Source organism: Qipengyuania vulgaris (assembly GCF_009827325.1).
Taxonomy (GTDB): domain Bacteria; phylum Pseudomonadota; class Alphaproteobacteria; order Sphingomonadales; family Sphingomonadaceae; genus Qipengyuania; species Qipengyuania vulgaris.
The window spans coordinates 804,619-823,024 of record NZ_WTYC01000001.1; the positions used below are offsets into that span (position 1 = coordinate 804,619).

An 18,406-nucleotide genomic window follows, 5' to 3' on the forward strand; every position below is an offset into this window, starting at 1 on the left:
AACTTATGCGCCTTCGACTTCGCCGAGGTCGACCTTGAGGCCGGGACCCATCGAGCTGGTCAGCGTGACCTTGCGGACATACTTGCCCTTTGCACCGGTCGGCTTGGCCTTCACGATGGCTTCGGTCAGCGCCTTGAAGTTCTTCTTCAGGTCTTCATCCTTGAACGACAGCTTGCCAATGCCGCTGTGGATGATGCCCTGCTTCTCGACGCGGAATTCGACTTGGCCGCCCTTGGCGTCCTTCACGGCCTGTTCCACGTTCGGCGTCACGGTGCCGAGCTTCGGGTTCGGCATCAGGCCCTTGGGGCCGAGCACCTTGCCGAGACGGCCGACGACACCCATCATGTCCGGGGTCGCGATCACGCGATCGTAGTTGAGGTTGCCGTTCTGCATGTCTTCCATGAGATCTTCGGCACCGACCTTGTCGGCTCCAGCGGCGAGCGCCTTTTCGGCATTGTCGCCCTTCGCGAACACTGCGACCTTGACGTCTTTGCCGGTGCCGCTCGGGAGCGAAACCATGCCGCGGACCATCTGGTCGGCGTGGCGCGGATCGACGCCGAGGTTCATGGCGACTTCGACGGTCTCGTCGAACTTGGACTTGTGTTCGCGCAGCGTGGCGATTGCTTCATCCACGGTGTAAAGCTTCTCGTTGTCGAGCTTTGCGCGGACCTGCTGGTTCTTCGTCTGCTTTGCCATGTGCTTAGCCCTCCACCACTTCGAGGCCCATCGAACGCGCGGAGCCTTCGATGATCTTCATGGCCTGATCGATATCGTTCGCATTGAGGTCGGCCATCTTGGCTTCGGCGATTTCCTTGATCGCGCTCTGCTTGATAGTCCCGGCCGAAACCTTGCCCGGCTCCTTCGAGCCCGACTTCAGCTTGGCAGCCTTCTTCAGGTAATACGATGCCGGCGGCGTCTTGGTGACGAAGGTGAACGAACGGTCCGCATAAACGGTGATGACCGTCGGGATCGGTGCACTCTTCTCGAGTTCCTGCGTAGCGGCATTAAACGCCTTGCAGAATTCCATGATGTTCACACCGCGCTGACCCAGCGCAGGGCCGATGGGCGGCGAGGGATTTGCAGTGCCCGCGGGCACCTGCAGCTTGATATAGCCTTCGATCTTCTTGGCCATTACTGGCCTCCTTTCACACTGTCGGCTGCATCTTTCGATCCAGCCTCATGTTGAGCGGTCGAGCGGTCTGCTTGGCAGGCCTCCCGCGTGGATTTCCCGTCACTGTCGCTTGGGAAGGCGCGCACATAGCGATTCTGCCCGTAATTGCAAGCACAAGGCGCGTGACAGAGCGCTCGCGGAAATGCCAGTTGGCAACCGCTGGTCAAATTCACCCTATCGCTATCGTCGCGATACCTTAAGAGTTAGGCTGATAGAGATCATTGGGACTGACTCAGGGGGCAACTTTATGTTTCGTATCGCTATCCAGGTGAAGGAACTCATTGCTAGCAATGTAACGAGTGCGCTCGAAGGCGCATCGGATCCGGCCAAAATGCTGGCGCATCTCCAGCGCGAGATTGAAGAGGCACTGGTTGGCCTTCACGGAGAACTATCAAAAGCACGCCGGCAGAAGGACAGACTCGACGCCGAGATGACCCGTTCGGAGCAGCGTGAGGCGGACTGGTCCGAAAAGGCGAAGATCGCGATGGATCACGACCGCGAAGATCTTGCTCGGCAAGCGCTTATCGCGCGCGAAGATTGCCGGTCCGGAAACGAACTGATCAAGCGGGACATCCAACGCCTCCGGGCCGATATCGACGAAATTGAAGCGGCGGAACGCGAGCTTGAAACCAAGCGTGCGGACGTGCGTCAGCGCTATGCCGACCAATTCGCCGCTGACGGCAACGCCAGCGGCAAGGTCTCGAACCAAGGCTTCGTCAACCGGACCGAGCGCCGCTTGGACCATATAGAAGCCCTCGAAAAGCGTACCGACTTCGCCACCGAAGATAGAGCGGCAAGCCGCAGCAACGCCTCTGTCGAGCGAGAGATCGAGGACATGCGCCGCGACAAGGAAATCGAGGAAGAGCTTGCCGCGCTTCGCGGTACTGCCGGTAACTCGGCGAGCGCCCCGGCGAAGAAAAGCGGCAAACGCACTAAGGCAGCATGATAGCCCACCTCCGATGACAGCATTATGCTAGACGACTTCCGGTTCTTCGTGGACGTGGAGCGTACAGAGAAAGTTACAGTTTGACCGAGCAGACGATCGTTTCGGCCCAGGAAGCCGGCCAACCCCAAAGGCAAGAGCTGGGATGGGGCGGTTTTGCCCTCCAGTTCCTCAGCGTCATCGTCGTCTACTTCGCATGCGGTATTCCCGGTGTGGCGATATGGGGCGAGACATCGACTGGGGCGGCGGTATCGGTCGCATCCAGCATGGCCGGCGCGCTGCTCGTAGCCTGGTTGTGGCTGCAGCGCGAAGGGATGGTTGCAGAGGCCTGGAATTTGCGCGCGCCCACGAAATGGGCGCACACGCTCGGCTGGGCGGTATTGGCGACGATCGCCATCATCGGCTGGTTCACGCTGGGCAGTATGCTGGTCGAAGCAGTCGGGCTGAGCACCCCCGATGTCGAACAGGTGTTGGGCTGGGTCACCCAGAGCCAGTTCCATTTCATCCTGTGGATCGTCCTGGTTGCGCTTTTCGCCGCGGGACTTGGCGAAGAGTTGCTCTGGCGCGGCTTCCTGATGGATCGCCTGGCCCGGCTAGGAGGCCTGCGCAGCCGCATGTGGCTGGTGATCTTCCTGCAGGCGGCGCTGTTCGGCCTGCCACATTTCTACCAGGGGTTTGGCGGAGTGATCATCACCGGCGTTGTCGGGATCGGTTTCGGCTGGCTGCGCTATCGCTGCGGCGGAAACCTGTGGGCCTGCGTACTGGCGCACATGGCGGTCGATACGATCATGATGAGCCTTTCCTATGCGACCAGGCTCGGGCTGATGCCCACCACCTGATACGGAAAAGGGCGCCCCTCCGCATGGAGGAACGCCCTTTCCCGATGTTTTGCGAACGGTCTTACTTGACCAGTTCGACCTGTTCGAATTCCAGCTCGACCGGCGTCGCGCGGCCGAATATCGAGACCGAGACCTTGACCTTCTGCTTGTCGAAATCGAGTTCCTCGACCAGCCCGTTGAAGCTGGCGAAGGGACCGTCGAGAACCTTCACCTGGTCGCCGATCTCGTAATCGACACTGACCTGCGTTTTCGGTGCCGACTTGGCTTCTTCCACACCGCCGAAATAGCGTGCGGCTTCGCGCTCGGAGATGGCCTGCGGCTTGTTATTGTTACCGAGGAAGCCAGTGACCTTCGGCGTGTTCTTCACAAGGTGATAGACATCGTCGGTCATGTTGAGCTTGGCAAGGACGTAGCCCGGCATGAACTTGCGTTCGACCTGGACCTTCTTGCCGCGCTTCACTTCGGTAATCGTTTCGGTCGGGACTTCGACTTCTTCAACGCCTTCGGAAAGGCCCAGACGTTCGGCCTCGGCGATGATCGAATCGCGGACCTTGTTTTCGAAGCCCGAATAGGCGTGGATGATGTACCAGCGTGCCATGTGTTCTCGTTACCCTTGCGGAAGATCAGGCCAGCGTCAGCAGCCAGCGCACCACGGCGCCGAACAGCGAATCGACGCCGAGGAAGAAGAGCGAGAGGATGATCATCATGATGAAGACGAAGATCGAGATGCGGACGGTTTCGGGCCAGGTCGGCCACACTACCTTGCGACCTTCGGTCTGGACCTGCCGGATGAATTCGGCGGGCGAGGTCTTGCTGCCCTTGGCGACCTTCGGTGTCTTGTCGGCTTTGTCGGCCATGATCTCTAGCGCTCTCTCGCGTTGAATTTCTGTGTCGCTTCCGGGATGGGGGTTTTGCCGCCCCGATACAAGGTCGGGAGGGGCTTTTCCTTCATCGATGTCGGAAGACGCGGACGCACTTAGGCCGCGCAAAACAAAAACGCAAGCCGTGGAGGGCCGCGCAGTTCCGGCTTTTCAAGCGGCTCCGGCATGGCTAGCCTGCATGCTTTACCGAACATCGGGACGCATGAGGGGAATACCAGAATGGCAAATGCCACACCGCCGAGTTTCGGCGATAGGATGATCGAACCGGTCACCAATATTTCAGACTTTATCTGGGGTGGTACGTGGGACGGTGTTGCCGTGATCCCCTTCCCCCCGCTGGCACTGATCCTGCTGGGCGTGGGCCTATGGATCATGATCGGCCTGCGCTTCTATCCCATCGTCAAGCTGGGCAGCGCCTTCGCCGGACTGTTCCGCGGCCGCAAGAGTGCGGGTGCGGGCGAGATCTCGCCTTTCGCCGCGTTGTCGACCGCGCTTTCCGGTCAGGTGGGAACGGGCAATCTGGCCGGTGTCGCCACCGCTATCGCCCTGGGCGGACCGGGCGCGGTGTTTTGGATGTGGGTGACCGCCCTGTTCGGCATGGCGCTGGGCTTTGCCGAAGGGTCACTGGCCATTCGCTATCGCGAAAAGACCAGCGACGGCGTCTATCGCGGCGGTCCGATGAGCTACATCATGATGGGGCTGGGTCCAAAATATACCTGGCTTGCCATCCTGTTCTGTCTCGGCACGCTGTTCAGCGCGCTGGTAACAGGCAATTCGATCCAGGCGAATGAAGTCGCCAGCGGGCTCAACGAACTGTTCGGCTTCGAACGCTGGCTCGGCGGATTGATCGTCGCAGTCGCGGTGTTCGTGGTCATCATCGGCGGAATCAAGTCGATCGGCCGTGTCGCCGAAAGCGTCGTGCCGTTCATGGCCGCAGCCTACATCGTGATGGCCATCATCGCGCTGGCCCTGAACTTCGGCGACCTGCCCGAAACGTTCGGCCGCATTTTCGACGGGGCGTTCAACGTCCAGAGCGCGAGCGGCGGTTTTGCCGGGGCTGCCATTATCCTCGCGATCCGTGCAGGCGTCGCCCGCGGCCTGTTCTCCAACGAAAGCGGTCAGGGTTCGACCCCGATCGCCCACGCCGTTGCGCAGACCGACGATCCGGAACAGCAGGGCCGCATGGCGATGCTCGGAACGTTCATCGATACGATCGTCATCTGCACCATGACTGCTCTCGTCATCCTGACCGTGCAGGGTGACTTCACCTATCAGGGGCAGGCGGTGGAGCATGTCTGGCAATCCGATCTTGGTACCACTGCCGCATCGGGCTTCGTGACCACGAGCGGTGCATTTGCCGCGGCTTTCCCGTTCGAGATCGCCAGCATCCCGCTGGGCACGCTGATTGCCAGTGTCGCGCTGATCCTCTTCGTCTTCACCACCCTCCTGACTTGGAGCTATTACGGCGAGCGCGCGATCACCTTCCTCTACGACCGCGTTCCTGGATCAAACCGTGGTGGCGAGAAGAAGCTGCATATCGCGTGGCGTGTTATCTGGTGCATCGCGATCTTTGTAGGCGCAACTCAGCCAAGCCAATTGGTCTGGCGTCTTGGCGATATCTCGAATGCCGCCATGGCCCTGCCCAACCTGCTGGCGCTGGCACTGTTGAGCGGCGTGGTCTTCAAGCTGGCGCGCGGCGACCGGACTGCCGGCCCGACACACACGGCCGAAACGCCGGAGGAACCGGAAGAATATTGATCCTTCCGCTCTTGCTGGAGACACAAAAAGGGGCCGGGAGAGCGATCTCCCGGCCCCTTTCGTTTAGTTCTGAGCCTTTATCAGCGAGCGCCGAACAGACGGGCGAAAAAGCCCGGCTCTTCCATCGGCAGGATCTTCCCATGTTGCTGATAGCGAAGACTGGCATCGCTATAGGCCTTGGGCTTCACCCACCGATCGGGGCTGCTGCTGCGATAGGACAAGCTCGACATGGTTTACTCCTCCATGAAATCTTTTCCCTGCGTCCGGGCGATGAAACTGCCGTGGCGGGCTTCAGGTTCCCGAGCGCCCCTCCAAATTGATCCGGCAAGCGTGGCCAATCTGCCACGTTAACCGTCCTGACGTGCGCTAGAAGCGGAAGCCCTTACCCGCCGCCGTTAGCGATCCAGCGGTCGATTTTGTCCTCGAGTACCGGCAGAGGCAGCGCGCCGGTGTTCAGCACCTGTGCGTGGAATTCGCGGATATCGAAATCGGCGCCCAGCCGATCTTCCGCACGCTGGCGCAATTCCTGGATCTTCAGCGCGCCGACCTTGTAGGCAAGAGCCTGCGAGGGGATGGCGATGTAACGCTCGACCTCGGCCACCACCTCGGTCTCCGTCATGCCGCTATTTTCGAGCATGAAGTCGATCGCCTGCTGACGGCTCCAGCCCTTGGAATGCAGTCCGGTATCAACTACCAGGCGCATGGCACGCAATTGCTCGTCCTGCAGCGTCCCGTACCGGTTCCACGGGTCTTCGAAGAAGCCCATCTCGTAGCCCAGCGTCTCCGCATAGAGCGCCCAGCCTTCGATATAGGAGGTCTTGCCGCCGAAGCGCATGAAACTGGGCAGGTCCTCGTTTTCCTGTGCGAGGCTGATCTGGAAGTGATGTCCCGGCGCCCCTTCGTGGAGGTAGAGCGTGACATTGCCGGTAGTGAGGCGGCTCGGCAGGTCATAGGCGTTGAAATAAAACGTGCCCGGTCGCTCGCCATCGGGCGAACCGGACTGATACGATCCCCCGGCCTCGAACCTCTCGCGATATTCCTCGTAAGGCTTGATCAGCAGCGGGGTCTCGGGGACGAGCGAGAAATACTCGCCGATCTTGGCATCGACCTCCTTGCCAATGCCGTAATAGGTCTGCGTCAGCGCTTCGCGGCTCTCCGGCTTGAATTGCGGATCGGTGCGGACATGATCGAAGAACTCGTTGAGCGTGCCGTCGAAGCCGACTTCGGCCTTGATCTGCTCCATACTCTCCTTGATGCGGGTCACTTCGCCGAGGCCGAGATTGTGGAGGTAATCGGCGGTCAGCGGCAGCGTCGTCGTGCTCTCGATAAGCTGGCGGTACAGCATCGGACCGCCCTTCATCTGACCCAGCCCCACGCTGTCGCGCGCGGCGGCATAATATTCGTCGCGCAGGAAATCGCGCATCCGGGCGTGGACGGCATAGATGTCGTCGATAGAGGCGCGGTATTCCTCGATCAGGCGCGCCTTGTCCGCGGGGCTGAAATCGTCCGGAAAGTTGGTGACCGGCATCCAGAAGGGCGATTCCTCGACATCCATGGCCAGCTGCGTGTCGAGCTGGCTGATGACATTGCCGATGGTCAGCTTGGTCTCCAACACACCGGTGTCCATGCCTTCGCGAAACTTAGCGATCGCACGGTCGGTCAGCGCCACATATTCTTCGTGCCGACTGAGGTTGTTTTCGTAATCCTCGATCGTTTCGAACGGCGCCGCGCTCTGCCCACTGGCGAAACTGGGATAGAAGGTGTGAAAGCCGGAGAAATGGTTCACCGGTCGCACTTCGGTTACTGCGAGAATTTCGGGAGTCAGGCCCTTCAGCGTTTCTTCCTGATCATATTCGAAGACATCGTAGGCCAGCTGGTCGGTAGGAGAGAGCGCAGCGCGGTCAATCTCTGCCAGCTGGGCGAGATTGAGCTGCGCATCGGCGCGGCTGGCCTCGTTATATTCGTCGGTCAGGAAATCGCCCAGCCTGTCCGCATAGCGCATGTCGCCGCGGAACAACGCACTTATGGGGTTCAGCTCGAGGCTGCGTTCGTCCGAATCGGCGAACAGGGCGAAGAGCTTTTCGTGCTCCGCCGCTTCGCCCGCGTCGGCGAGTTCCATCGTGCCAGACAGTTCGTTCTCGCCGGTCTGGGAGACCGAAACAGTTTCTCCCGGCGTGGTCGCGCAGGCGGCCAGTGAAAAAGCGGATGCGCTAGCTAGCGCGACGTTCACAAATTTCATTCAAGTACCCCACTTGGACATTGATTTGAGCAAGCTGACCAATATCCGGTGTAATTGAAATTGTCGCCCGACAGTAACGCCATGCCGTCCGACAAACAGCGAGGCTCGATTGTTGGAAATCAAGATTCTGGCAGTAGTTTCACGTTCGCTGCCGACCGCGGGTCAAATACTGGACCCGGCTCTCAAGTCGCTATAGCATGCCGGGGTCCAGGCATTATTGCGAGGGATTCCAATGCGACAACCTCTACTTCCGGCTCTTTTGGGAATTTGGCTCTCGGCTTCATTTCCGGTTGCAGCGCAGGAGACGTCGGACGGGCAGAATGCGGAACGCCTGCCGGACCCGCCTATCGTCGTAATCGCCAATCCCGACGCCGCCGAACGGGTAGTGACTGCGGGTTCTCGCCTACCGCAGAAAAACATATTCGCCAACAGCGCGATCGCCTCGAGTGTTGGCACGAGAGGTTTGGGCCCCCAATCCGGCATGTCGCCCCACAGCAGTGTGCGAGGCATCAAGAAAAAGGACTGCGTTTCCGAAGACCCCGCCTTGGGGAAAGTCGTCATATGCACGCTCGCTACCGGAGATGATCTATTGGCGGCGGGTGATATGGATGGCGCCCTGACAATGTACCGTAGCATTGCGTATTCATCCGAGAATTCCGCGCGTGAAAGGCACGTGGCGAGCGAGAAGCTTTATGCCGCTGCCGATCAATCCGGATCCGCTGAGTTACGAGAAGAGGGATTGATCGCCCTCTTAGCCAATGGGGGCCTTAATCCCGGTGAGGCCCGCTCTGCCAGACGCACTCTCGTCGCGCTTGCTCTCTCCGAGAATGATAGGATCAGAGCGATCCGACGACTGGAAAACGTGGTAAAGCATCATCCAGAAGACGCTGACAGCCTCGCAAACCTTGCCATTCTCCAAGGGGCGGAGGGTATCGCAGGATCAAGGGCGATGATGCAGCGCGCGATTGCCATTCGCAAGTCTGCAGGTCGATCGGTTCCGGCCGGCTGGAGCCGCTTTGCCGAAGCCGATTGAACGAACTCCCCGAAGCTCTCCATCGTACATCATTCCGCCACGCGCCCGCGCGCCATTACCCATTCGACATCTTCCAGCACGGTTACATCTTCCAGCGGATTGCCCTGGACAGCGATAATATCGGCCGAATAGCCCGGCGCAATGCGGCCGATTTCGGATTCCATATGCAGCACCTTGGCCGCCACAATAGTAGCGCTTGCCAGCGCTGCGCGGGGACTCATGCCCTGCCCGACCATCAGCGCGAACTCTTCCGCATTGCGGCCATGCTCGAACACGCCCGCATCGGTGCCGAAGGCAATCGGCACGTTCCAGCGATGGGCCTTGCCCATGAAGACCTGCGCGGTTTCGGCGACGGCGCGTATCTTTTCCTCGACCACGGGCGTGTAGATTCCCTTGCCCAAACCCTCGGTCACGCCCTTGAACGCCATCAGCGTGGGGATCAGCACCGTACCGTTCTCGCGCATGGCCTGCGCTGCCGCCTCGTCGAGATAGGTGCCGTGTTCGATGGTATCGATACCTGCGCGGGCGGCGGCTTCGATCCCGCGCGCGCCATGGGCATGGGCCATGACGTCGAGCCCCAGCGAGTTCGCGGTCTCTACGATGCTCTCCATCTCGGGATCGCTGAAATGCGCTTCCAGCCCGCGGCCCTGCTGGCTGAGGACACCGCCCGTGGCGGTGATCTTGATCGTGTCCGCCCCGTTCTGGCTGGCGCGGCGAACCTTCTCCGCGCATTCGACCGCGCCGGTGCAGGTATAACCGCTCGAAAGCACCTCGTTCACCTCTGGCAGGAAGCCCGAGACGTCTCCATGCCCACCGACGATCGCCAGTGGCGGGCCGGCGGCGATGATACGCGGCCCTTGGATCAGCCCCTCCTCGGTTCCGCGTCGCAGCGAGAACGCCGTGTGCTGCGAACTGCCCGCCTCGCGCACCGTTGTGAAACCGGCCTTGAGGGTCTTTTCCGCATTCTTGGCACCGACGACCACGCCCCACTCATCCGGCTCGACCGCGCCGCGCCAGAAATCGCCGCCCGGATCGCCGGTGAGATGGACATGGAGATCGACGAGACCCGGGACCAGCGTCTTGCCTTCAAGATGCACCACCTGCGCGCCTTCGGGCACATCGGCCCAGCCCTCCTCCACGCTCACGATGCGGCCGTTGGTCACGGTCACGGTGGCCCGGCCCATCGGCGGCGAGTCGGCGTCCACGATCACGCCATCGGCATGGATGATGGTCGTCTCCGCAAGCAGCGGGCTGGCGGCGGCACACATAATCGCGGCAAGGGCGGCGGTCAGTTTGCGCATCAAGTCTCTCCTCCTGAATTGCGCGCGGTGATGCCCGCTCGGCCTGCCGCCCACAAGCCCCGGTTTGCCCTTTGCGACATGAACGCTATGAAAGCGCGCAATAATCGAACCAACAGAGGATCGCCCATGACCATTCGCCCAATTGCCATCGCCGCCACGCTGCTTGCCGGTGTCTCGCTATCCGCCACCGCCCAGGCCCGCCCGATGACGCCTGAAGATGTCGCCAAGCTCGAGAATGTCGGCACCATCGCCGTCTCGCCCGATGGCAGCCGCATCGCCTACACCACAGCCAGCCTGCCCGACATTACCGAAGGCGAAGAGAACGGAAGTACGCAGCAGCAGCTGAAGATGGCCTATGCGCCGATGAACGCGCGCGACTTCTTGCCCGAAGACATGAGCGTTTCGGGCGTGTCCTTTTCGCCCGATGGCCGCATGGTCAGCTTCGTCTGGGCCGATGAGGACGAAGATCGCGCCGTCTGGGGCATTCCGGTAGATGGCGGCGCGCAGCAGAAGCTCGCCTCGGTGAGGGATGCGAGCGTTCGCTCCTATGCCTGGGCGCCCGACGGATCGCGCATCTGGATGCTCGCTTCCGCCGAAGATGACGCAGAGCGCGACAAGGAAAGTGAAGCCGGCTTCAACGCTATCGTCTATGAGGAAGAAGCACAGCTCAACCGCCTGTTTTCGGCCAATGTAGGCACCGAAGTGGACGCCGATCCGCAAGCTGTTTCCATTCCGGGCTATGTCAGCGCGTTCAAGATCGCGCCGGGTGGCCGGACCGCCGTGGTCGACAGCGCGCCCACTCCGCAGATCGACGATGCCTATACCTCGAAGCGCGCCCATGTAATCGATCTTGCCAGCGGACAGGTGCTCCGCGTGGTTGAAACGCCCGGCAAGCTGGGCGATATCGAGGTCTCCCCCGATGGAAGCCAGCTTTCCATGATCGCGGGCGTTGATATCAACGATCCAGCGGAAACGACCCTGCATCTCGTCGATGTCGCCAGTGGCAGTTACCGTGCGCTCAATGCCGGAGCACCGGAAGCGGCAGTGGACGCAGAGTGGCTTGCCGATCGCCGCCTGGCGGCAGTGATCCACAAGGGCGCACAGAGCGCACTGCGGATCTACAACGCCGATGGCACCGTAGCCGAAGAACATGATGGCGGCGCCCTGATCCTCACCCGTGTCGAGGCGGGCGGTAACACGCTGGCAGTCGAAGCGAACAGTCCGCGCCACCCGACCGAACTCTTCGTGTGGAACAATGGCAGCTTCAATCGCTGGACGCAGCACAACCCTTGGCTGTCCGAAATCGATTTCGGCGAACAGCGCACCTTCCGCTACACGGCGCGCGACGGTCAGGAAGTCGAAGGCGTGTTGATAGAACCGGTCGGCGGAGTGCCGCGCGGCGGCGCGCCGCTGATCCTCAACGTTCATGGCGGCCCCGAAGCGCATGATAGCAACGGCTGGCAGACCGCCTATTCCAAGCCCGGCCACGTCGCCGCAGGACAGGGCTATGCCGTCTTCCTGCCGAACTATCGCGGGTCGACCGGTTACGGCACGGCGTTCTCCAAGCAGCACACCGGCAATTACACCGATCCGGAGTTCACCGATCTGGTCGATGCCAAGCGCGCACTGGTGTCGGAGGGCATCGCCGACCCCGATCGCACGGGCATCACCGGCGGCTCCTATGGCGGCTATGCCACCGGCTGGGGTGCGACCGCGCTCAGCGACGAGTTCGCCGCCGGGGTGATGTTCGTCGGCATTTCGAACCAGGTCTCCAAGTTCGGCACCACGGACATCCCCTACGAGATGTATAACGTCCACTCGGGCAAGTGGCCTTGGGACGACTGGCAGGCGATGCTCGAAGTGAGCCCGATCTACCACGTCGACAAGGCCAATACGCCGCTGCTGATCATGCACGGCGCGGAAGACACCCGCGTCGCGCCGAGCCAGAGCTACGAGCTCTACCGCTCGATGAAGGTGCGCAAGCCCGATGTGCCTGTGCGTCTCGTGCTTTATCCGGGCGAGGGCCACGGTAACAGCCGGGCGGCCGCACGCTATGATTACAACCTGCGTATGATGCGCTGGTTCGATACTTACCTGAAAACGGGTGACCGCGATGCGCAATTGCCCGACAGCCGGCCGGACCTTCCCGAAGGCACGACCGGGGCAGGGACTTCGGAAGACTGACCAAAGCGAAGAGGGCGGCCCGTTTCGACTAAACCGGTCGCCCTTTCCAGTTCAGCCCAGCGCCTGCCACTCGCGGATCGCCTCGAGCGGCCAGATCAGCATGATCACGTTGAGCGTGAGATTGTCCCGGACCACCAGGGCCACGACGATCTCCATGATCACTGCCAGCGCGACCGTGACCTTGACCGGCAGTTTGAGCGCGAGCCAGAAACCCAGGCTCATCCAGCCGAGATCGGCCATCGAATTGATGATGCTGTCACCCGAATAGCCCCAGTTGACCGTCACCGAACGATAGCGGTCGATTATCATAGGCGTATTCTCGATGATCTCCCAGGCCGCCTCGAGCGCGACGGCGAGCGTGAAACTCCATTTCCCGGCCGCCTTGCCGCCAAGACCAAATTTGGAAAACAACAGCCAGCCGAGCCCGTAGAACAGCATGCCATGGATGATATGGCTCGGCGTGTACCAGTCCGATAGGTGTTGGCTGTTACCCGAGGAATTGATGTCTCCATACCACAGGCTGACGTAACCGCATTCGCAGATCGGCGGGCGGTCCATCGCAAAGAGGATCGCCAGCGTGACGAGCGACAGAACCAGGGCGGCGACAATGGCCGCGCGGTGCGGGTTGAGCGATTTGGCGGTCATGCGGCGAAGCTTGCGTTGCCGCGTGCGACCTCACAAGCTTGTGGCCGAAACTATCCGCTAGAAAGTGTAGCCAACGCCGAGCGCGACGAAATACTGATCGTCGTCGCCGCGAATGCTGGTGAACGGTGTGTCGGCCGCATCGCCGACCAGTTTCGACCAGCCGCCGATCCCGATCACCGAAAGGCCTCCGTCGGCAACGTCGCCGCTGAGGTCATGCGCCAGCAGCAGGTTGATCCCATAGCTTTGCACCCCCCCCTCGGCCTGGAAGCCGGGCAGCTCTTCGCCATCGGGAAGCAGCGCATTGGTGGGCGGGACGGAGTAATAGTAATCGGCGAAATTATCGTCGATGAGGCTGGTGCTGAGCGACAGCGAGGCTGCAGTGGCGCGGCTGAGCGGCGTGAAATAGGTGACCGAAGGGCTGAGGACCCGACCATCATGCGCGCCCGCAACGTCCCATGTGGCGTCGAGGCTGAGGCTCAGGCTGTCGAAGGGGTTTAGCAGCTGCGGGAACTTGATGCCCACCGATCCGCCAAGTTCGACCGCGCGGTCCAGCTCGCCGTAGGCCGCAACCACGTCATCGTTGATATCGTCGGCATCATTACGGTCGCTGCGCAAGCGGATCATCGGGCCGGCGGAAAAGGAAATGCCCTCGTCGGCGTCGGGGACGAGATCTATCGCCAGACCCGCGGGACGGGGATTGATGTCGATTCCCCCGATGGAACCCTGTACGATCGGCAGGATGTTGACGTTGTAATCGTCGCTGCCGGAATAGCTGGCGTTATAACCCACGCCCACGCCCACGCTCACGAAATCGCCGTCGAAAACCGTGTCGGGCGGGCCGGAGGGGAGCGGGTCTTCTACGTCGGTTTGCTGCGCCATGGCAGGCACGGAAAGCGCACAGGCAAGAGTTGCTGCGGCGGCAGACGCGAAACGGATCATGCGGATTTTTCCCTCGATTTGTCTTCGATAAGCAACGGATCGGCGCCACCAACGTTCCTGACCAAAGCCGAAAAGGACATTGCCGCCCTTGCCCTCCCACCCTAAGCCCTCGCGATGCAGCCAGACAAAATCGACATAGCCATCATCGGGGGCGGCCTTGCGGGTGGGCTGATCGCATTTGCTATACACCGCGCCGCGCCGCAGCTGTCTCTCGGCCTGTTCGAGGCGGGGGAAAGTTATGGCGGCAACCACCGCTGGAGCTGGTTTGAGCAGGATCTTGGACCCGCCGGCACCGCGTTTCTGGAACCGTTCGAAAAGAAGGAATGGGCGGGCGGCAACGAAGTACGATTTCCTGCCCATTCCCGCCGCCTCTCCAGCAACTATCGCTCCCTGGACAGCCGTGACTTCGACGCGGGGCTGCGCAGGCAATTGCCGCAGAGCGCCATACTTACCGGTTGCCGCGCACAGGGCATCGATGCGCAGGGCGTCACGCTTTCCAGCGGCGAAAGGATCGCCGCCAGGGCGATCATCGATTGCCGCGATGCATGCCCGAGCGAACATCTCGTGGGGGGCTGGCAGGTCTTTCTCGGCCAGCACCTGCGCACCGCTGCGCCGCACGGCGTAGACCGCCCGGTCATCATGGACGCGACTGTCGAACAGCCGGGTGCCTACCGGTTCGTCTACCTCCTCCCGCTGAGCGCCACCGAGATTTTCGTCGAGGACACCTACTACGCGGACAGCCCCAACCTCGATGCCGAGCTCCTGCGCAGCCGCATCGCCGCCTATGCGCAGGCGCGGGGCTGGCAGAGCGAGACCCTCCACGAGGAAACGGGCGTCCTGCCCGTAATCACCGGCGGGGATTTCGATGCCTATCGCTTCTCGCTCTCCCGAACCGGCGTGACGCTTGCCGGGGCCAAGGGCGGGTTCGTGCACCCGCTCACCAGCTACACCATGCCGATCGCAGTCGAGAACGCCCTCGCCATTGCTGAAGCGGCTCGCGGAGATCTTTCCAATCTCCCTGCTTTTGTCGAGGCCCGCGCGCAGGAGCACTGGCGCCGCACCGCATTCTACCGCCTGCTGGGCAAGATGCTGTTCGAAGCGGCGGAACCAGCAGAGCGTTACCGCGTGTTCCAGCGCTTCTACCGCCTGCCCGAACCGCTCATCGACCGGTTCTACGCGGTCCGGTCCACCACGCTCGACAAAATACGCATCCTCAGCGGCAAACCTCCCGTACCTTTAGGGCGAGCCATCAAGGTCCTGCTTGGCAAGGGTTCGCCGCTCGTCCAAGGACCAAGACCATGAACGCCCAAACGATGCATCATTCGCTTGCGACCGATCTGCCCGAAAGCCCCATGATCCCCGAACCCAGCGGCAAGAGCGCCTGCGTGATCGGCGCGGGTTTCGGGGGGCTGGCGCTGGCCATTCGCCTGCAATCTGCAGGGATCGCCACCACGGTCATCGAGGGGCGCGACAAGCCCGGTGGCCGCGCCTATCACTGGGAGCGCGACGGCTTCACCTTCGATGCCGGCCCTACCGTCATCACCGATCCTGATTGCCTGCGCGAGCTCTGGGCGCTGACCGGTCACGACATGGCCGAGGATATCGAGATCATGCCGGTCATGCCCTTTTACCGGCTCAACTGGCCAGACGGCACGAATTTCGACTACTCGAACGACGAAGAGCAGCTCTTTCGCGGCATTGCCGAACTCAATCCCGGCGATGTCGCGGGCTACCAGCGCTTCCTCGAATATGCCGAAGGCGTCTACGAGGAAGGCTACGTCAAGCTGGGCCATGTGCCCTTCCTCGACTTCAAGTCGATGATCAAGGCCGCCCCCGCCCTTGCAAAGAAACAGGCTTGGCGCAGCGTCTATTCGATGGTGGCGAGCTATGTCGAAAACGAAAAACTGCGCGAGGCGCTGAGCTTCCACACGCTGCTCGTCGGCGGCAACCCGATGAAGACCAGCAGCATCTACGCGCTGATCCACAAGCTGGAAAAGGATGGCGGCGTGTGGTGGGCGAAGGGCGGCACGAACCGCCTGATCGCCGCCATGGTGACTCATCTGGAACGGATCGGCGGCACGGTGCGCATCGGCGATCCGGTGGTGCAGATCCACACGCTCGGCAACCACGCCAGCGAGGTCGAAACGCAGTCGGGCTACAAGCAGCGCTTCGACGCGGTCGCCAGCAACGCCGACATCATGCACAGCTACCGCGACCTGCTGGCCGGGACCAAGCGCGGGGCGAGCTATGCGAAAAGCCTAGCGCGCAAGAAGTTCTCTCCGAGCCTCTTCGTGGTGCACTTCGGGATCGAGGGGACCTGGCCCGGTATCCCGCACCACATGATCCTGTTCGGTCCGCGTTACAAAGGCCTGCTGGAGGACATTTACGACCACGGCGTTCTGCCGCAGGATTTCTCGGTCTATCTTCACCATCCCAGCGTGACTGATCCCAGCGTCGCGCCCGAAGGCATGAGCACCTTCTATGCGCTCGTCCCAGTCGCCCACATGGGCAAACTGTCGGTAGACTGGGAAAAGATGGGCCCGGTGCTCGAAAAGCGCATTCTCGACGAGGTGGAGCGGCGCCTGATCCCCGACCTTCATGGCCGGATCAAGACCAAGTTCCACTACGCCCCGCGCGATTTCGCGCAGGACCTCAACGCGCACCAGGGGAGCGCCTTCAGCCTCGAACCGCTCCTTACCCAGAGCGCCTATTTCCGCGGGCACAACCGCGACGACGTGCTGGACAATTTCTACCTCGTCGGGGCAGGGACGCATCCGGGCGCCGGCATCCCCGGCGTGGTCGGCAGCGCCAAGGCGACTGCAGGCCTGATGGTTGAAGATTTGGTGAAGTAACAATGAAAAGACTGGCGGTTTACTGCGGCTCGGCATCGCCCGAGGATCCGCGTTATCTCGAACTGGCGCGCGATGTGGGCGCAGGGCTGGCGGAGCGTGGCATCGGCGTCGTCTATGGCGGCGGCAGGCTGGGGCTGATGGGCGCGGTCGCTTCGGGCGCGCTCGATGCTGGCGGCGAGGTCATCGGCGTCATTCCCGATGCGCTGGCCAATTCCGAAGTTGCCAATCACGATTGCACCGAGCTTCACACGGTGGGCGGGATGCACGAGCGCAAGCAGAAGTTCACCGACCTGTCCGACGGCTTCGTCACCATACCCGGCGGCGTGGGCACGATGGACGAGCTCTGGGAAGCGGTCAGTTGGGCGCAACTCGGCTATCACACCAAGCCGGTCGGCCTGCTCAACGCCTTCGGCTTTTACGACCACTTGATCGCCTTCAATCGCCAAATGGCGGAGGTCGGTTTCGTCCGCCCCGCACACCAGGGGATAATTCTTTCCGAAGAGACGTTAAGCGCGTTGCTGGACAAAATGGAAAGCTATCGGCCACATACACCAATCTTCCAGATGAAGGCGTCCGACCTCTGAACAAGCCCCGCCCCCTGACCACGCAGCACATGCGCCCCACCATCGCCAAGGCCGGCGGCGGGCGGGAACGTGCGTCGCTTGTGGAAAAGGCGCTGGAATCGATCGAGGTCGGCTCGCACAGCTTCTCCGCCGCATCCAAGCTGTTCGACCGGACGACGCGCGAACGCAGCTGGCTGCTCTACGCCTGGTGCCGCCGGTGCGATGATATCGCCGACAACCAAGACAAGGGCGGCCCGTTGGGCAACCAAGGCACGCCCAAGGATGCCGAAGACCGGATCCAGGCCATCCGCGTGCTCACCCGCCGCGCGCTCGACGAACAGCCCACTGCGGATTTCGCCTTCGACGCTCTCGGCCTCGTCGCCGACGAATGCGGTTTGACCTACGATATGGCCAATGACGTGATCCGCGGTTTCGCCATGGATGCGACTGGCTTTTCTCCCAATAACGAGCGCGAGCTGCTGCGCTATTGCTATCACGTGGCGGGCGCGGTCGGGATCATGATGGCGCACATCATGGGCGTCGATCCCGAAGACGGCGAAACGCTGGACCGGGCTAACGATCTCGGCATTGCCTTCCAGATCGCCAATATCTCGCGCGACGTAGTGGAAGATGCAGCTGCGGGCCGCGTGTACATCCCCGCCGAATGGCTGGCCGAAGCGGGCCTCGCCGCCGGCGATCACGCGGTACCCGAAAATCGCTTCGATCTTGCTGGCGTCATGCCCCGTATGATCGCGCTGATGGAAAAGCACGAGGCCGCAGCAAGGCTGGGCGCGAAGCGTTTGCGCTTCCGGTCGCGCTGGGCGGTGCTGGCGGCGGCGAACATCTATGGTGCGATCGGGCGCAAGGTGCTGAACCGCGGCCAGAAGGCGTGGGACAGGCGCGTGGTGGTGCGCGGCCCGGAAAAGCTGTGGCACGTAGGCACGGCTTTTTTCCAGGCGGTGTGGAACCGCCCCCCCGGCCCGCAGGAACCGATCATCTGGTCCCGCCACGATTTCCGCCCGGTTGCCGGCTGGTAGCTTGAAGCGGCGCCGCGCTCG

Annotated in this window: 18 protein-coding genes; 9 read left to right on the forward strand and 9 right to left on the reverse strand. The window is 61.9% G+C overall.

Going from position 1 to position 18,406, the window contains the following annotated elements; genetic code table 11:
- Nucleotides 1-3 precede the first annotated feature (3 nt).
- Together rplA and rplK are read right to left on the reverse strand one after the other, a co-directional pair.
- Nucleotides 4-696 (reverse strand): 50S ribosomal protein L1, encoded by a 693-nt coding sequence (gene rplA, locus GRI69_RS03885; RefSeq protein ID WP_160726900.1) that lies wholly within the window; start codon nt 694-696, stop codon nt 4-6.
- 4 nt (nt 697-700) lie between these two features.
- Nucleotides 701-1,132 carry a 50S ribosomal protein L11 gene (gene rplK, locus GRI69_RS03890; RefSeq protein ID WP_160726901.1) on the reverse strand — a complete coding sequence of 144 codons (432 nt, stop codon included), beginning with the start codon at nt 1,130-1,132 and terminating at the stop codon, nt 701-703.
- Between the two features lie 286 nt (nt 1,133-1,418).
- Here rplK and GRI69_RS03895 point away from each other — a divergent pair, with 286 nt between their 5' ends.
- Together GRI69_RS03895 and GRI69_RS03900 are read left to right on the forward strand one after the other, a co-directional pair.
- Nucleotides 1,419-2,117 carry a PspA/IM30 family protein gene (locus tag GRI69_RS03895; protein WP_160726902.1) on the forward strand — a complete coding sequence of 233 codons (699 nt, stop codon included), beginning with the start codon at nt 1,419-1,421 and terminating at the stop codon, nt 2,115-2,117.
- A gap of 80 nt (nt 2,118-2,197) precedes the next feature.
- Complete coding sequence (locus tag GRI69_RS03900) at nt 2,198-2,953, forward strand: CPBP family intramembrane glutamic endopeptidase (protein ID WP_202391798.1); 756 nt, start codon at nt 2,198-2,200, stop codon at nt 2,951-2,953.
- Nucleotides 2,954-3,014: 61 nt separating this feature from the next.
- Here GRI69_RS03900 and nusG read toward each other — a convergent pair whose 3' ends face one another.
- Complete coding sequence (nusG, locus tag GRI69_RS03905; RefSeq protein ID WP_160726903.1) at nt 3,015-3,551, reverse strand: transcription termination/antitermination protein NusG; 537 nt, start codon at nt 3,549-3,551, stop codon at nt 3,015-3,017.
- Between the two features lie 25 nt (nt 3,552-3,576).
- Nucleotides 3,577-3,810: a preprotein translocase subunit SecE gene (secE, locus tag GRI69_RS03910; protein WP_160726904.1), complete on the reverse strand. Its 234-nt coding sequence runs from the start codon at nt 3,808-3,810 to the stop codon at nt 3,577-3,579.
- A gap of 243 nt (nt 3,811-4,053) precedes the next feature.
- On the opposite strand from secE, the gene GRI69_RS03915 reads away from it, so the two are divergent.
- Nucleotides 4,054-5,592, forward strand: a complete 1,539-nt coding sequence (locus GRI69_RS03915; protein ID WP_160726905.1) for an alanine/glycine:cation symporter family protein — start codon at nt 4,054-4,056, stop codon at nt 5,590-5,592.
- An 80-nt stretch (nt 5,593-5,672) separates the two neighbouring features.
- Here the strand turns inward: GRI69_RS03915 and GRI69_RS15720 are convergent, their stop codons facing one another.
- The gene (locus GRI69_RS15720) at nt 5,673-5,822 is read right to left on the reverse strand and encodes a hypothetical protein (RefSeq protein ID WP_202391799.1); all 150 of its coding nucleotides are present in this window, start codon (nt 5,820-5,822) and stop codon (nt 5,673-5,675) included.
- Nucleotides 5,823-5,974: 152 nt separating this feature from the next.
- Entirely contained in the window at nt 5,975-7,831 is a 1,857-nt protein-coding gene (locus GRI69_RS03920) for a DUF885 domain-containing protein (RefSeq protein ID WP_160726906.1), read from the reverse strand.
- 232 nt (nt 7,832-8,063) lie between these two features.
- Between GRI69_RS03920 and GRI69_RS16010 the strand changes: the two genes are divergently transcribed.
- The gene (locus GRI69_RS16010) at nt 8,064-8,864 is read left to right on the forward strand and encodes a hypothetical protein (protein ID WP_237452912.1); all 801 of its coding nucleotides are present in this window, start codon (nt 8,064-8,066) and stop codon (nt 8,862-8,864) included.
- 29 nt (nt 8,865-8,893) lie between these two features.
- On the opposite strand, the gene GRI69_RS03930 is transcribed toward GRI69_RS16010, so the two are convergent.
- Nucleotides 8,894-10,165: a metal-dependent hydrolase family protein gene (locus GRI69_RS03930; protein WP_160726908.1), complete on the reverse strand. Its 1,272-nt coding sequence runs from the start codon at nt 10,163-10,165 to the stop codon at nt 8,894-8,896.
- Between the two features lie 126 nt (nt 10,166-10,291).
- Between GRI69_RS03930 and GRI69_RS03935 the strand changes: the two genes are divergently transcribed.
- Nucleotides 10,292-12,349, forward strand: coding sequence for a S9 family peptidase (locus GRI69_RS03935; RefSeq protein ID WP_160726909.1), 2,058 nt, complete (start codon nt 10,292-10,294; stop codon nt 12,347-12,349).
- Between the two features lie 51 nt (nt 12,350-12,400).
- Here the strand turns inward: GRI69_RS03935 and GRI69_RS03940 are convergent, their stop codons facing one another.
- Together GRI69_RS03940 and GRI69_RS03945 are read right to left on the reverse strand one after the other, a co-directional pair.
- Entirely contained in the window at nt 12,401-12,994 is a 594-nt protein-coding gene (locus GRI69_RS03940; protein ID WP_160726910.1) for a DUF2585 domain-containing protein, read from the reverse strand.
- A 57-nt stretch (nt 12,995-13,051) separates the two neighbouring features.
- Complete coding sequence (locus tag GRI69_RS03945) at nt 13,052-13,933, reverse strand: MipA/OmpV family protein (protein ID WP_160726911.1); 882 nt, start codon at nt 13,931-13,933, stop codon at nt 13,052-13,054.
- A 114-nt stretch (nt 13,934-14,047) separates the two neighbouring features.
- On the opposite strand from GRI69_RS03945, the gene crtY reads away from it, so the two are divergent.
- From crtY to GRI69_RS03965, 4 genes are read left to right on the forward strand one after another with little or no spacing between them, the layout of a single operon-like run.
- Nucleotides 14,048-15,235: a lycopene beta-cyclase CrtY gene (crtY, locus tag GRI69_RS03950; RefSeq protein ID WP_160726912.1), complete on the forward strand. Its 1,188-nt coding sequence runs from the start codon at nt 14,048-14,050 to the stop codon at nt 15,233-15,235.
- 50 nt (nt 15,236-15,285) lie between these two features.
- On the forward strand, nt 15,286-16,785 hold the full coding sequence (locus tag GRI69_RS03955) for a phytoene desaturase (protein ID WP_160727041.1): 1,500 nt from the start codon (nt 15,286-15,288) through the stop codon (nt 16,783-16,785).
- Nucleotides 16,786-16,787: 2 nt separating this feature from the next.
- Nucleotides 16,788-17,369, forward strand: a complete 582-nt coding sequence (locus GRI69_RS03960) for an LOG family protein (RefSeq protein WP_160726913.1) — start codon at nt 16,788-16,790, stop codon at nt 17,367-17,369.
- 29 nt (nt 17,370-17,398) lie between these two features.
- A complete protein-coding gene (locus GRI69_RS03965; protein WP_202391800.1) occupies nt 17,399-18,385 on the forward strand; it encodes a phytoene/squalene synthase family protein in 987 nt (328 codons plus the stop codon).
- The last annotated feature ends 21 nt before the right edge of the window (nt 18,386-18,406 follow it).